The organism is Vreelandella vilamensis (assembly GCF_031451755.1).
Lineage (GTDB): Bacteria > Pseudomonadota > Gammaproteobacteria > Pseudomonadales > Halomonadaceae > Vreelandella > Vreelandella vilamensis.
On record NZ_JARWAN010000001.1, the window covers coordinates 221,370 to 236,384 of the forward strand.

Annotated in this window: 10 protein-coding genes; 3 read left to right on the forward strand and 7 right to left on the reverse strand. The window is 55.1% G+C overall.

Annotated elements, in window-relative coordinates:
• Nucleotides 1-8 precede the first annotated feature (8 nt).
• The 7 genes from QC823_RS00995 to QC823_RS01025 form a co-directional block, all read right to left on the reverse strand.
• Nucleotides 9-1,364: a sensor histidine kinase gene (locus QC823_RS00995; RefSeq protein WP_309654489.1), complete on the reverse strand. Its 1,356-nt coding sequence runs from the start codon at nt 1,362-1,364 to the stop codon at nt 9-11.
• Entirely contained in the window at nt 1,361-4,330 is a 2,970-nt protein-coding gene (locus tag QC823_RS01000; RefSeq protein WP_309654490.1) for a PhnD/SsuA/transferrin family substrate-binding protein, read from the reverse strand. Before QC823_RS01000 ends, QC823_RS00995 begins: the two co-directional genes overlap by 4 nt.
• Nucleotides 4,331-4,361: 31 nt before the next feature.
• The gene (locus tag QC823_RS01005) at nt 4,362-5,690 is read right to left on the reverse strand and encodes a GGDEF domain-containing response regulator (RefSeq protein ID WP_309654491.1); all 1,329 of its coding nucleotides are present in this window, start codon (nt 5,688-5,690) and stop codon (nt 4,362-4,364) included.
• Nucleotides 5,691-5,728: 38 nt separating this feature from the next.
• A complete protein-coding gene (locus tag QC823_RS01010) occupies nt 5,729-6,151 on the reverse strand; it encodes a response regulator (protein WP_309654492.1) in 423 nt (140 codons plus the stop codon).
• Nucleotides 6,135-7,970 carry a sensor histidine kinase gene (locus QC823_RS01015; protein WP_309654493.1) on the reverse strand — a complete coding sequence of 612 codons (1,836 nt, stop codon included), beginning with the start codon at nt 7,968-7,970 and terminating at the stop codon, nt 6,135-6,137. The genes QC823_RS01010 and QC823_RS01015 overlap by 17 nt, the downstream gene beginning before the upstream one ends.
• Nucleotides 7,967-8,926: a substrate-binding domain-containing protein gene (locus tag QC823_RS01020; protein WP_309654494.1), complete on the reverse strand. Its 960-nt coding sequence runs from the start codon at nt 8,924-8,926 to the stop codon at nt 7,967-7,969. Before QC823_RS01020 ends, QC823_RS01015 begins: the two co-directional genes overlap by 4 nt.
• Nucleotides 8,927-9,092: 166 nt before the next feature.
• A complete protein-coding gene (locus QC823_RS01025) occupies nt 9,093-10,700 on the reverse strand; it encodes a methyl-accepting chemotaxis protein (protein ID WP_309654495.1) in 1,608 nt (535 codons plus the stop codon).
• A 769-nt stretch (nt 10,701-11,469) separates the two neighbouring features.
• Here QC823_RS01025 and QC823_RS01030 point away from each other — a divergent pair.
• The 3 genes from QC823_RS01030 (at nt 11,470) to QC823_RS01040 (ending at nt 14,886) form a co-directional block, all read left to right on the forward strand.
• Complete coding sequence (locus tag QC823_RS01030; RefSeq protein WP_309654496.1) at nt 11,470-13,278, forward strand: putative bifunctional diguanylate cyclase/phosphodiesterase; 1,809 nt, start codon at nt 11,470-11,472, stop codon at nt 13,276-13,278.
• Between the two features lie 131 nt (nt 13,279-13,409).
• Nucleotides 13,410-14,687 carry a sensor domain-containing diguanylate cyclase gene (locus QC823_RS01035; RefSeq protein WP_309654497.1) on the forward strand — a complete coding sequence of 426 codons (1,278 nt, stop codon included), beginning with the start codon at nt 13,410-13,412 and terminating at the stop codon, nt 14,685-14,687.
• Nucleotides 14,677-14,886: a zinc ribbon domain-containing protein gene (locus QC823_RS01040; protein ID WP_309654498.1), complete on the forward strand. Its 210-nt coding sequence runs from the start codon at nt 14,677-14,679 to the stop codon at nt 14,884-14,886. Before QC823_RS01035 ends, QC823_RS01040 begins: the two co-directional genes overlap by 11 nt.
• The last annotated feature ends 129 nt before the right edge of the window (nt 14,887-15,015 follow it).

A 15,015-nucleotide genomic window follows, 5' to 3' on the forward strand; every position in this document is an offset into this window, starting at 1 on the left:
AAAATACATCACCTTGCTAGTGGGAGATCAAACACAATGGCGGTGCCGCCTGAGATGCCGTCTTCAATCGCGATATGGCCATCGAAATTGCGCAGGGCTTTGACCACCAGGGCAAGCCCCATCCCGGTGCCTGGGTATTGGTCGCTGTGCGGCACCAGGCGCGAGAATATATCGAATACTTGTTCGCGATACTCAGGGGCAATCCCGCTGCCGTTGTCCTCGACGCGAAACTGCACGCGCTCATCGAGCGTGCGTGCCGTAATGCGTATCTTGAGAGGGCGTTCCGGGTCGCGGTAAAGCCAGGCGTTGTGCAATAGCGCGCGGAAAATCAATTTGAACTGGCGGACATCAGCGGTTACCGGCGGCAATCGCTGGGGGATTTCCACGGTGGCTTCACGGCGCATCTCTGCAAGTTCTGGGGCATCACGGCAGACCACTTCAATCACTTGGCCAGAGTCTAGGGTCTCTGGCTTTGGCTTCACGTCGAGGCTGAGGTAGCGCTGAATCTCACTGACCAGCTCCTTGAGCTGTTTGGCCTGGCGCTCGATAAAGCCCACGGCCATCAACATCTCGTCGTTATCCTCGTCGGTCATCAGACGAGCATCGCGTTGAGACGGCTCTTGAGACGGTTGTTGAGACAGCTGTTGAGACAGCTGCTGGGCAAAGCTAACCAGCCGCCGGCTGGGCTCCTGAAAGTGATGCGCCATCACTTGGCTCAAGCGCTCAAGCTCTTGGTTGCGAAAGGAAAGTTCGTCGATCAACCGGCGGTTTTCTCGCTGCGCGCGACGCAAACGCAGCAGAATGACCACCAAAATGGCAATAACGCCAAGTTGCAGTAGGGTGGCGCCAATCCCTAGCCAAAACTCCCGTTGTCTGGCGTCTTGAAGCTGCTGCGTCTGTAGGTCGACCTGTTCCTCGACGCGCGCTACGTAGTGGCGCTCGGCGGAGCTGTCAAAGTCGCTGGTGTCGTAAAGCGACGAGATCAATACCTCCCGGCCCTCCACGTCAAAGCGGTCAGAGTAAACCCCCATGACTTTTACCTCTCCATTCGCGAGACGATGGCGAAAAAACAGGTGATTGCGATCCGCGAGCGCGACACGCCGTAGCTCCTGTTCAACCTGTTCAGGGGTGAGCATATTGATCTCGTCGATATCCATGCCCTCAAGGCGCTCGAAACCGTAAAACGTTTTGGCCGCTTGATTGGCTTTTACTATCTCGCCGCTCTCAACCGCGATCATCCACATGGGGGTCGGGTGTTGCTCGAAAAACGTCTCGAAGTCCGGCATGGCCCAGGCGGTTATGGGCAGCCACATCAGAATGATCGCCCACATGGCACGGTATAAACGCCCTGTTCGCCGCATCATGCTTCCCCTTCGGTGGTGCGTGTCATGGGGAGCGTTAACGTGAAGGTGCTGCCTTTGCCTTCGCCTTCGGATTTCACCCAAATTTGCCCCCCGTGGCGATCGACAATTTTGCGGCATACGGCCAAGCCCACGCCGGTGCCCTCGTATTGCTCTCGGGTGTGTAGGCGTTGAAACACTTTGAATAAGCGCTCTATTTGATCCGGCGCGATGCCGATGCCGTTATCCGTGACGCTGATCTGCCACTGCTGCCTATCGGTGAGCGCTTCGCTATGGACGATGATCTCGACGGCAGTGTTGTCGGCTGAGCGGTATTTCAGGGCATTGCTGATCAGGTTTTGGAAGAGCCGCGTCATCTCATCGGGGCTGGCATGAAGGGTAGGCCAATCCCCCGTCACCGTGATCGCGGCATGGGTTTGCTCGATATCCGGGGTCAAAAAGTGCAGCGCTTCATCAAGGGCGTCTTTTAGCGGCATCTCCTGCATTGGCTGGCCCTTGCGCCCCACGCGAGAGTAGTCCAGCAAGGAGAGCAGCATATCGTCCATTCGCTTGGCGCCGTCGCGCATATAATGCAGCATCATCTCGCCGTCTTCATCGAGCCCACCGAGATGGCGCTCAAGCAGTTGCGCGTAGCTGGTAACCATTCGTAGCGGTTGGCGAAGGTCGTGCGAGGCGGCGTAGGCGAAGTGCTCAAGCTCTTTATTGGAGCGCTCAAGGGATTCACGGTACTGCTCAAGCTGTTGCTGTGTGTCGTGCTCGTCCGTGACGTCCCGCAAGTAGCCGTGCCACAGGGTGCTGCCATCGTCTAGCCGCTCAGGGGTGGAAATGCCTTGGACCCAGAGTTGATGGCCGTCAGGGTGGTTAATCCGGCATGTGTGGCGCCACGTCGTTAAGTTGGCGGCGGAGGTCGCAATGCTAGTGATCATCGCCGGGACGTCCTCCGGGACGATAACATCAAATAACGGACTGGCATCCGTTTGTACGTCCTCGGGGGAGATGCCGTAAAGGTCTTCAATACCGGCGCTGGCATACGGGAAGGCGCTGCGGCCATCAGGGTGTTGCCAGAACTGATACAGCATGCCCGGCAATAGCGCGGCATGTTTGCGGGTTTGTTCCATGGAGGCGTTGGCGCGGGCCTCTGCCGCCTTGCGTGCGGTGATGTCAGTGTGCGTGCCGGCGACCCAAAGCGGCTCACCGGCCTCGTTGCGTGATACCACCCGCCCACGATCTTGCACCCAAACCCAGTGCCCGTCGCGGTGGCGCATGCGTACTTCACAATCGTAAGCGTCACGCTTGCCTTCAAAGTGCTCGGTTAATAGCGCCTCTGAATGTGCAAGATCGCCGGGATGACAAAGCGACATCCAGGTGTCAATGGTGGTCGGGGCGAGCTCATCAAGACGATACCCCACCATCTCGGCCCAGCGTTCGTTGAAGCGTGTTTCGCCGGTTTGTACGTTCCACTCCCAGGTGCCGGCCGCCGTGCCCCACAGGATATTTTTCAGCGCGTTGCGTTCTTCTTCCAGCGCGAGACGGGCGCGCTCTTGCTCGGTAATGTCGTGCAAGGCGACCAAAAGCGTTGGTTTTTGATCCAGCGCGCCCAGCAGCGAACCGCGGGCAAACTTTATCAACGTGACTTCGACCAGAATCGGCTCGCCTTGCAGGTCTTGGTGCTGCCAGATAAATCGCTGACGCGTTTGGTCCGCCCGTGCTATCCACTCTGTCGCGAGGTCGGCAGAGCGTTGCCCATCGGGTTGTGTCTCAGGTGAGAGGTCCACCACGTCTTTGCCGCGCAAGTCATCACTGCTTTGTGCCTTAAATAGCGTCACCGCGGCATAATTGCTTTCACCAATGACAAAACGCCCCTGCTCGTCACCGTGAAACAGTAATTTGGCACTGGGCGAGTAGTAGAACAGCGCGTTAAAGCGTTCGAACAGACGAGATTTGCGTATATAGAGCCCCACGAAAAGCGCGAGCAACAACACGAATGCCACCGCCAGGACTATCGGTATCCATATCGCCCGGCCAAAGCGAGCGCTTAGCTGTTGCCATAGGGTTTGAGACGGGGCCGCGAAAGGCGCCACGCCAAGCGCGCGCGCTGCCAATTCAACGGAAAGATAATCATGCGGCGGGTCGAAGCTAACCGAATGCTCTCCCGTGGGGAAAACGCCTTCCCGGTGAAGTAATGTGTTACTGACTCGGCGAATGTCTTCCATCGGCACGTGGGGCATGGCGGCCAGTGCCCACTCCGGATAAAGCCGGGTGGAGTGGGCGAGAGGAAAGTCTCTGGGCGTCTTCACCGCTTGCGGGGAAATGACCTTAAAAGTGCCTGGCGCAAGGCGCCCACCGATTATCCAGTCTTCCAAAATGCCGCTGCGTACAAAGCCGGCGTCAACCTCGCCGTTTAGCAGTGCCTGCATGACCGCGTCGTGAGAGCCTAATGCTTGGTAGTCGGCAAAGCGCTCGGGGTCGTATCCCTGCAGATGTATTTCATAGGCTTGGGTAAGAAACCCGCCCAGAAAACGTTTGCCCGGGATGCCGATGGTGCGCCCCGCTAATGCGTCAAGCGTGTTGATGTTGGTGTCGGCAGGGGCCAGCATCACACCGGCAAGCGAGCTTAGGTGACGGCCCCCTTGAGTTTTCTTAAGGGTTGCCAGCGCGCCGCTGACATCATGTTGCTCCCGCACGGCCAAAAAATGGCGCGGATTCGTGAGGATGAAATCAATGTCGCCTGTTTCAAGCGCGCTGTCTAACGCCTCAAGCGAGAGCACCTCCAAGCGAACCTCATTACCGGGGAGCGCGTGTTGCATCGCCTCCCTGACCGGGGCGAACTGCTCGCGGACGGTTTCAACATCGCGGTAGGCAAATACCCCTAACGTGGTTGAGGCGGTGGCCATGGCGGCCTGCGACACTACCAGCGTGGTAGCCAATAACCACCGAATCAGCGAGCGGTAACAAACAGATAAGGGCATGCGAGTCCTTTCGGGTGCTTTAATACAGCGTTTAAGCCGTTGCAGTGGGCGGCTCTGTTGAGATTTCCGCATGCGCAACGCGGTTACGACCGCTCTCCTTAGCGCGGTAGAGGGCGGCATCCGCACGGGCGAGGGCGCCGTCTGGCCGATTATCGTTGGCCGATAGCATGGCGACGCCGACGCTGGTAGTGATCTTAATCGTGACCCCTGCCGCCTGCACACGCATGGCTTCAATGGCGGCGCGGACCTTTTCGGCCACATGGTCGCTGCCGGCTTGGTCGGTATCCGGCAGCAAAATGGCGAACTCTTCCCCGCCTAAACGGCCAAAAACGTCGTTTTCGCGCAAGTTGTCGGCAATGGTGTGGGCAAAGGTTTTGAGAATATCATCGCCCGCCGCGTGGCCGTAGGTGTCGTTGACGTGCTTAAAATGATCGATATCCAGCATCAATATGCTGGTGTGATAGTGATCACGCCGTTTAACGCGTCCATATTCGCTATCCATGGCTTCCATGAAGCTACGGCGGTTGAAAAGCCCCGTTAGCGGGTCGTGCATGGCTAGGTTGCGTAGCTGCTCTTCCATTTCTTTACGCGAGGAAATGTCTTGTTGGATACCCACCATGCGTTCTGGGTTGCCTTTTGCATCGCGGCCAACTAAATGGCCGGACTCAAATACCCACACCCAGTGGCCTTGTTTATGTTTGAGTCGAAACTCGTGTTGATAACGCGGCGCCTCGCCGTTGATATGGCGGTTGAGCGCTTGCTCAACCGCTGAGGTGTCGTCAGGGTGTGTAAGTGCCAACCACTGGGATAAGGTAACCGGCGCCGCGTCGTCATCGGCGTCGAATCCGACGTTTTTTAGCAGGCGCTCACTGGTGTAGCAGGCATCCGTTATCAGGTTCCACTCCCAGATGCCAAGGCTCCCGCCTTCAATAGCGGCCATCATCAGCTCTTCGGATTCTTGCAAGCGCTTTTCAAGCTGGTGGCGCTCCATGGCGTAGCGTATGGCACGCAACAGCGCCTCGGCTTCGACGCCGTCTTTGATCAGGTAATCTTGGGCACCGGCTTCCAAGGCCTTAAGGGAGAATTTCATATCATCGTGGCCGGTGAGTACCACAATAGGGGTCTCACGGGCCATTGCCTTGCAGCGTGAGATCGTGTCGAGCCCACTGGAGTCGGGTAGGTTCAGGTCGAGAAGAATCACGTCAGGCGACGCCGCTGCCGCGCGAAGGTGCGTGTCGAGCGCCTCCAGACTGCTGACCCAGTGAACGTCGTGCTCGTTGCCGCTGAACTTTAGGCTGTAGCGGATTAAACCGGCATCGCCTGGCTCATCCTCGACTAATACGATCGATAAATTTTGCATAATCTTAACCTATGAAAGCCTTTGCCCTAGCCTTTGCCCTAATCGGGCCGCTTTACCAGACTGAACCAGTAGCTGACCAACCGCTGCATGTAGTGGGTAAAGTCATCAATGCTGTTGGGCTTAACGACATAGCCTGCGGCCCCGAGCGCGTAGGCGCGATCCACGTCCCCTTGCGATGCCGAGGTGGTCAATACCACCACCGGAATCGAACGCAACGCCGCTTGCCCTTTGGCCTTTTCAAGAAAGGTAAAGCCATCCATCCGCGGCATGTTGAGATCCAGCAGGATAAGATCGGGCAGCGCGTTCTGTGACTGGTGCGTCGCTAGCCACTCCATGGCACTTTCACCGGTTTCCGTATGCGAAAGGGCGATATCCTCGGCAATATCGCGAAATACTTTTTTCGTGATGTAGGCATCCGCCTGATCGTCTTCGACCAATAGCACGCTATGTGCCTGACTCATGGTGCGTATCCTTGGGAAACAGTAAAAGAAAGACGGACCCGCCGGGGCCACTGGTTTCGACGGTAATATCCCCCTCCAGTTGGCGCATGATTTGGCGGGCCAGGGTTAACCCCAAGCCAATACCGGGGTAATCATCGCTCGTGACCAGGCGCCCAAACAGTGAAAACGCTTGTGGATGATGCTCGGCCACCATCCCAACGCCGTTATCTTGTATGTATACCTTATGCGTTTGGGTATCTTCTATTGACCAAATGTGAATAAAAGGTAAACGTTCTGGGTGGCGATAGCAAAGGGCGTTATCCAGCATGTGATGAAAGAGTAATCGGATATGCTGAGCATCCGCCTGTACGTTGGGCAGGGTGGCCACGTGGATGTCAGCACGTAATGCGTTCATGCGTTCCTGCATGGTGGGCTCGTTTAGCACCTCTTTCATTACGCTATTCAGGTTAATCGATTCAAGGCGCGGTGGTGTCCGCAATAGCTCCAGGTAACGCCGCGCGCCATCGACCAGTGCTGAAAGACGCGTTGACTGTTGATGAATAAAGTCAGCGGTCTGGCGGTCTTCGCCCTGGCAGGTTTTTGATGCTTGAAGCTGCCCGGAAAAGAGCATTAAACGCCGTGAAGGCTCTTGAAAATGGTGCGTCATGACATAACCTAAACGCTCCATTTCATGCGCATAGCGGGTCAGACGCGTATCCCGGCGTTTAAGCGTTGAGGACATCGCGTTAACGGCATCGGCCAGCTGGCCTAGCTCATTGCTGGGGAAGCGATCTGTCATCGGGCGTTTGTCGCCATGGCTGATACGGTCGACGCCATGCATCAGTTGGTTAAGCGGGGCCACCATAAAGCGGCGCACCAGCCAAAAACTCAGCGGTAGGATCAATAATGCGGTGATAGCCACCGCAAAAAGCACCCCTTCGCGGGTGGCTTGCTGTTCAAGGCGGTAGCTTTCGGTTGGGTAGTGCAGCATAAAACTAAGGCCATCGGTATGGGTGTTGGCGACGGTAATACGCCGCCAAAAGCCACTGTCGTCTTGTTGCCAGCGCGTTGAGGCGTCTTTCTGTGTGGCCTTTACTGCCTGGCCCGCGTCCATGAAAGTGTTCTGCCCTGGGTGGTAAAGATACGCTTGAACGTTACCGGGCAAAATGGTGCGGAATGTCTCGTGGGTCAGTCGGCTGGCAATGATAAGGGTGCCAACGGCGTTTTGATCCCCAAAGTTGCGATACGACTTAACCAGAAAAGGCGTGTTATCGACAAAATAATAGCGTTCATTTAACACTTGCTGTGGTTGCCAGGGGGCTATCTCTTGAGGGTAACGCAGCGTGGGCGCCTCGCTATTGACGCGGTGGGTCACGAGTTTAGGCTGGGCGTTTTCATAGCTGACAAAGCCAGATTCCGCATGGCCGTCTTCTTGTTTGGCATAGCTGATCAGCGCATTGTGACGGTCAAACAGAAAAGCATGCGATGCCGTGGCGTTTTGTACCGTGTTGAGTAAGTGTTCTGCCGTTTGTTGTTTTTCAGGGTCAAACACAAAGGACTGATAGTCTTCCACCGTTTGGAATTGGTTGACCAGTGCTAAGGTGGCACGCAAGTTCTCGTTTTGTAACAGCCGCTGGCCTTCCTCAAAGAGGGCTGTTTCTGCCTGCCACAGCCTGTCTTTGATCCGTGCGGCGCTTTCATCGATCAACTCGATCGCGGATTGTCGGTGGTAGCTCATCATTTTTTGGTCAATCAAGTAAGCGCTGAGCAAAAGGGAGGCGACCACTGCCACCAACACAAACGCCGGTAACTTAAAGGCGAGGGAATTGAGGCGTATCAAAAGAGCGCCTCCACGTCTTTGACGTTGTCGATGGTGACTTTAACGGAAGGCAGTATGACGTTTTTCGGTACCGATTCGCCGCGCAGCAGGCGCACGGCCAGTTCCGCCGCTTCTTTGCCGCCTGTTGGGTAAGTGAAACTCACCGACTGCGTACCGTCTAAAATGGCGGCTTTCGCTTCTTCTATGTAATCGATACCGATAATGGGGATGTGCGAGAGGTCGAGGCCCGCCTCGACCATGGCCATACGCGCGCCGGTGGCCATGCTGTCACTTTGCGCAAAAATGGCATCGAAAGTGATGCCATCCTCAATCACGTGTTGCACCGCGCGCAGTGCATCTGCACGTAAGAAATTTCCCGTTCTGGCCACTATATGGATATTAGGGTGGCGCTTCATCACATCCGTAAAGCCTTGGGCGCGCTGTTGTGTAACGCTGGCACCCGCGACGCCTTCCAACATCAACACCGTGCCGGAGGCGTCTAAGGCATTGACGAGATGCTGGGCCGCGGCACGGCCGATGGCAGTATTGTTGGGTCTGATAAAGCTGGTGTAATGAGGGCCGTCGATACCTCGGTCGACCAGTATGACGGGCACGCCGGCGTCATGGACGTCAGCAATCACCTGGCTTAGCACCGATTTAACGCGGGGGCTGACCACTAGCACATCAACGTCACCGGCGAGCTGACGAATATGCAACGCTTGCTGGGCCACACTTTCGTTGGCGTTAGTATAGACAAACTCGATCTCGGGATAGTATGCCAGCTCGGCCTCGACGTCTTTTACCTGCTGTAGCCGCCAATCATTGGCGAGTGTGTCTTGAGCAAAGCCCACACGCGCCGTTTTTTCCTCCGTGCCCTCCTGAGAAGCCAACAGCGTGGTGGCGGGCCACAGTAAGCATGAGATCAGTGTCAGAAACCAGAAGGAGAAACGCCAGTGCTGGCGCATGTCACGTATCATGGGATTTCCTTTTAACCGCGTCCTAATGGCGTGGTGCTAACAGGTTAAACCTTAAGCATTATGGGGGTGATCGACAACAAAAATCCGCCCTTACCACTATCCTGTGAAACGGTAGTGATAAGGGCGGCGATAACCTCGCCTTGACCCGCCGAGAGGGGTAGGCGCCTTAGCTTACGGGGAGAGCAGGGGCCTGACGGTCTTCAGGAAGTTTGAACCTTTCCACTGCGCTCAATAGGTCGTCTGCGTGGTCTTGAAGCTGTGTTGCGGACTGGGCACCTTCTTGAATATTAAGCGCATTGCGTTGCGTGACGCGGTCCATGTCGGTGACGGCATCGTTAACCTCGCCAACCCCTTTACTCTGCTCTGCACTGGCGTTACTGATTTCCTGCATGATGCTGGTGACACGCTCAATGGCGTCGATAATTTCTTCCGTGGCTTGGCTGGCCTCTTCTGCCTGTTTATCACCATCCTTGACGCGTTCAAGGTTGCTGGTAATGCGCGAGGTAATCTCGCTCGCGGCTTCGGCACTGCGCTGGGCAAGCTTGCGGACTTCTTGGGCAACCACCGCAAACCCACGCCCGTGTTCGCCCGCCCGCGCTGCCTCAACAGAGGCATTAAGCGCAAGAATATTCGTCTGGAAGGCAATCGAGTCAATGGTGGAAATAATGCCGGCAATTTCCTGTGAGCTTTCGCTCAGGGCTTTCATGGTTTCCGTGACCTGATTGACAGATTCACCGCCGCGCCTAGCCGTTGTCGTCGCGCCGTTCGCTTCTTTGCTTGCCTGTTGCGAGTTATCTGCGTTTTGCTCAACGGTGCTGTGTAGCTCCTCCATGGCGGAAGCGGTTTCGGCAAGCGCACTTGCCTGCTGCTCCATGCTGGAGGCCATGCCGTTGTTGTTTTCCGCGATTAGCTGGCTTCTGCTCGCCACGGTACTTGCTGAATGCTGCACCTGGGTCACAAGATCGCGTAATTGGTTAGCCATGCCGGACAACGTGGCCATAATGCTGCTGGTGTCCCCTTCGGCGACGTGGGGTTTGGCGGTAAGATCGCCTTGTCCCACGGCTTGCGCAAAGGCGCGCACTTCTTTCGGCTCTGCGCCAAGCTCTTTGACCAGTTGGCGAGAAATAAACACGGCAATCCCAATGCCTAATACTAAGGCGATCACGGTTAGGGTGATCATCAGGCGGCTAAAGTTATCGGCGACGCTACGGGCGACGGTGGTGTCTGCGGCGCTTTCCGCCTCTTGGTAGTCGATGAAAACATTGATGGCATCGAGCCACTCGGCAAACGTATCACCGCCTTCGCCAACCGCTATTTCACGGGCGGAAATGAAGTCTCCATCACGGCGCTCGTTAATAATCTCTTGAGCAAAATCGCGGCCGCGCTGGGCAATGCTATCAATGTTGGCGAGCATTTCTTGCTCGCGCTCGGTAATGGTCTCGGGATAGTTCTCGAACATGGCGTTCAGGCTGTTTTCAGCTTGGCGATAATTGTTCGCCAGACGGTCATGAAGTTCTACCAGTTCGTTAACCTCTTGGGTGTCATTCACCAGGGTAATGTCGCGCAATGCAATCGCCCGGTCATGCACACTGCCGCGAAAGTTAATCGCGTGGCGCATCATCTGCCCGTTAATGTCATTGATCATGTACAACCGCTGGTCAATCGTGTTGACACGGTCAATGCCGACAACCGTGAGTGCACTAAAAATAACCAGAAGTGCCCCAAACCCTATCATTAGACGATTGCGCACTTTTAAACGCGAAAATTTCCACATGTCAGTGTTCCTGTTCCCATTCCCATTTATGATGTCTTTCGTTATGTGAGTATATTACCAACCGTACAGGCCTTGTACAATAAAATCATAATTTATGCTTAATCGTTTCGCATGGCTTTTTTCCAAAGGGCTTTAGTGGTGTAACAGGCAGAAGAGTGAGTTTTGCGGGTTTAGCGTTCGCTAACTGGGTAAACATGTCGTAGACGTACACCTAAGCGAGACAATAATTGCTAAATAATGCAAATAGCTTACACAATGATGCCTTAACGTAAGAGAGTGTTACCTAAAAAGAACTACTAGAAAATTCTCTATTTGACTTAAGTCAAGTGGAGTACATGTTTTGCTTGGCGCAAGTCGGCGGCGTCTCGTGGTGCACAGCGGTATTGCATGTTTCTGTTTTGAAGCGCTAACCACTGGGAAATGAGTTGCTTATGGCGTCTTGTGGCACGTTGCCGCCTGTGAAAAGGCCATCATTTTCTATCATGCCCCACGTTTTTAGATGATGTATCTATATCCATAGCACTGTCTTCAGTTACAAGAGTGGTATAAGATGCGGGCAATTATTGTCGTGAAGTGAGTGGAACCTGACGAATAGTCAAGAAGCCACGCTGCTCTTGGGGCTTTTTCCAACATGGTACGTGTTTGTCTTTGATGCTTTTTCCTCGTTTATTTACGCCTAACGTTAGGCCCATTGGTGTGGCTATTTAACGGGAAAGCACGAGCATCCTGGCAAGAAATAGAGAGTAATAAGTGGCAAGAAGAGGACGTCATGGACGCAGTGGGTTCAAAAAGAGACACCACCCCCAACGCGGCAGCGCTAGCGCAAGAAATCAAACGCCACCAGCAGACGATTGAGCAACTGGAGTTGGTCAACCGCGTGGTTGAGCGCGTTTCTCATGCGGTGGTGATCACGGATGCGGATAACCGCATTCTTTATGTTAATCCCGCCTACGAAAAGATGAGCGGCTTCAAGCTATCGCATGTGATGGGCAAAAAACCCTCGATCTCTAAGTCTGGCCGACACGGGTCTCAATTCTATCGCGAGATGTGGGCCGCGTTGGATCAAGACCGGCATTGGGAGGGCGAGATCTGGGATCGCCACGAGGATGGCAGTATCTTTCCCAAGTTGTTGAGCATTGATCGGTTAGTGGACGAAGCGGGGAAAACACGCAATTTCGTGGCGATGTTTTACGACCTTTCGCAGCAAAAAGCGTCAGAAGCAGAAATTGAGCGGCTACAGTATTACGATTCGCTCACGCAACTGCCCAACCGTTCTTTGTTTCGCCACCGCCTCCAGCACGAATTCGAGATTGCCCGCCGGCAACAAACGTGTGTGGGCGTCATGTTGATTAACCTGGACCGATTCAAGCAGGTCAACGATTTTTTCGGCTTTCCCGTGGGGGATCAACTGCTGGTGGAGGTTGCCGAACGCCTCGCTGTCGCGGTGCGCCGTACCGATCTCGTCGCACGTCAACCGTATGCGCCTGAACGTGACCCCGACGTTGTCTCGCGCACGGGTGGGGACGATTTTGCCGTGATTCTCAATAACCTGAAAACGCCTGAGAATGCCACGCTCGCGGCGTTGCGTATCCTTGACGCAATAAGCGCGCCCTTCACGTTGCAAGCGGGCTCGGAAACGCTCGACGATATTTTTCTCCAGGCCAGTATTGGCATTAGCATTTTTCCCGATAATGCCGCGAGCGTTGATGCGCTGGTGCGGTCAGCAGAAACCGCGCTGACCTGGGCCAAGGCAGAGGGCGGCGGCGAGCTTCGCTTTTTCTCTGAGCGCATGAATCAAAATAGTGCCGCCCGTTTGCGCCTGGAAAGTGAGTTGCGTCGGGCCGTGGCGGAAGAGGCTTTCACGCTTTATTACCAGCCCAAGCTTGATGTCACCACCCATCGTTTTACCAGCATGGAAGCGCTCATTCGCTGGCCGCAGGGCGATAAAATGGTGTCACCCGCCGACTTCATTCCCCTCGCCGAGGAAACTAACCTGATCGTGCCGCTAGGCGCGTGGGTCTTGCGCCGCGCCTGTATGGATACCATGACGTTGGGACAGCAGCTTGGCTATGTGCCAGGCATTGCCATTAACTTGTCTGCTCGCCAGTTTCGCCAGCCAGGCCTTCTTGACGCGGTGCGCGACGCCATTGAGGCAAGCGCTATCCCGCCCGAAAAGGTGGAGCTGGAAATTACCGAAAGCATGGTAATGGATGACGTTGAAAGCGCGATTGAGACCATGCGGGCCCTGCGCGATCTCGGCGTGGAACTGGCCATTGACGATTTTGGCACCGGCTATTCGTCATTAAGTTATCTCAAGCGCTTCCCGGTTAACACATTAAAGCTTGATCGCGCCTTCGTCGGTGACTTACCCCACGACGCCGAGGATGCGGCCATCACGGAGTCGGTGATCGTGCTGGCCAAAACGCTCAAGCTGCATGTCGTGGCTGAAGGCGTGGAAACGCGGGATCAGTTGGCCTTTTTAAGTGAGCAACACTGCGCCTACGTGCAAGGCTTTCTATTAGCCCGGCCGGGGCCGCTTGAAGCCATGCCCGATATCTTTTGCAGCGGCTTTACCTAAAAGCAAACAGCTTCATATTGACGTTAAACAGTAACGCGATGGGAGCTCGCTATAACCCCCTATTCATCCGTTAACCCTGTTGTCATAGGGTGGCGAGAGACCGTAGCGGTCTAACAACGTCAGAGAGCGTTATGCAAGACATCGATTACCTGCGGTTACTGGAAACCGCGATGGAGCACTCGTTCAATGCTGTGGTGATCACCACGGCCGACCTTGACCTTCCCGGGCCCACTATTATCTACGTTAATGCGGCCATGACGTGCATGAGCGGTTATACCCGGGAAGAGTTGCTGGGTGCCACGCCGCGTTTGTTGCAGGGGCCAAAGACCGACCGTGAAACACTCGATCGCCTGCGAGAGTCGCTGAACGCCGGGGAATCTTTTGATGCCATCACGGTGAACTACCGCAAAGACGGTTCTCCCTATGACGTGGAGTGGAACCTCTCGCCGGTACGCAATGAGACGGGGACTATTACCCATTTCGTGTCGATCCAGCGGGATATTACCTCCTCGGTAGAAGATCAGCGGCAAAGGCAGCTGTTGTCCAGTGTGCTGGAGATGTCATCGGATAGTGTGACGATCACCGACGCGACGGGTGATATCGAATACGTCAACCGGGCGTTTGAACGCTATACGGGTTACACGCGCGACGCGGTAATCGGGCAAAACCCTCGGCTGCTCAAATCGGGGCATCATTCGGCCAAATTTTATCGCAACATGTGGAATACCCTGATAAACGGTGGGACCTTTCGCGATACGTTTTTGGACCAAACACGCGATGGTGCGCACCGCTATATTGAGCAAACGATTAGCCCCATCAAAGATAAGCAGGGGCGTATTTTCCGCTATCTCTCCGTGGGTAAAGACATCACTCAGCGGGTAAAGCATGAGCAGGAACTTGAACGCCTCGCCAATACCGATATCCTGACAGGGTTAGCCAACCGCCTGAGCTTTGATCGGCGTCTGGAGTTGGAAATGGCGCGTTCCCAACGTTACCAGCGCCCGTTGTCGCTGATCATGCTCGATATCGACCATTTTAAACCGATTAACGACACCCACGGCCACGACGTCGGCGATCAAGTGCTGGTTCACTTGGCCAATGTGTTGCGGGAAAACTTGCGCATGACCGATCTGTGTGCCCGCTGGGGTGGAGAAGAATTTATTGTGCTGGTGCCCGAAACGGCGATTTTCCAAGCCCGTCAGCTTGCGGAAAAGCTACGCGAGGCGATCGTCGCAACAGAGTTTCCTGTGGTAGGGCAAAAAATCTCGGCCAGTTTCGGCGTGATTGAGGCACACCATGATGAGCTTATGCTACAAGTGATAAAGCGTGTCGATTTAGCGCTTTATCAGGCTAAGGCGGCAGGACGTAACCAAGTCATGGCAGTAAAAGGGGGGCAACATGCACGATGAAGCGCTGGTTCCTTACGACTTTCACTGTCCCTATTGCGACAGCCCTTTGACCTTTCTAATCGACACCTCTCAGGGTAGCCATATCACCTGGGAAGACTGCCACCAATGCTGTGCGCCAATCCAAGTGGCGGTCGATGTCTCGCCGATCAGCGGCGAACTGGAAAGCGTTCGCACCGGCAGTGACGATGACGTGCTTTAGCTATTTCTAGCCCCATAATGCCGGAACCGGATTGGCCGGTAGTCAGCCGCATTCCTATTCAAGGCACGGACGAGCCACTGATGCCGCTGAGCCTTGCTCCAACGCCGGTTAAGGTCTTCCCTGTCTATG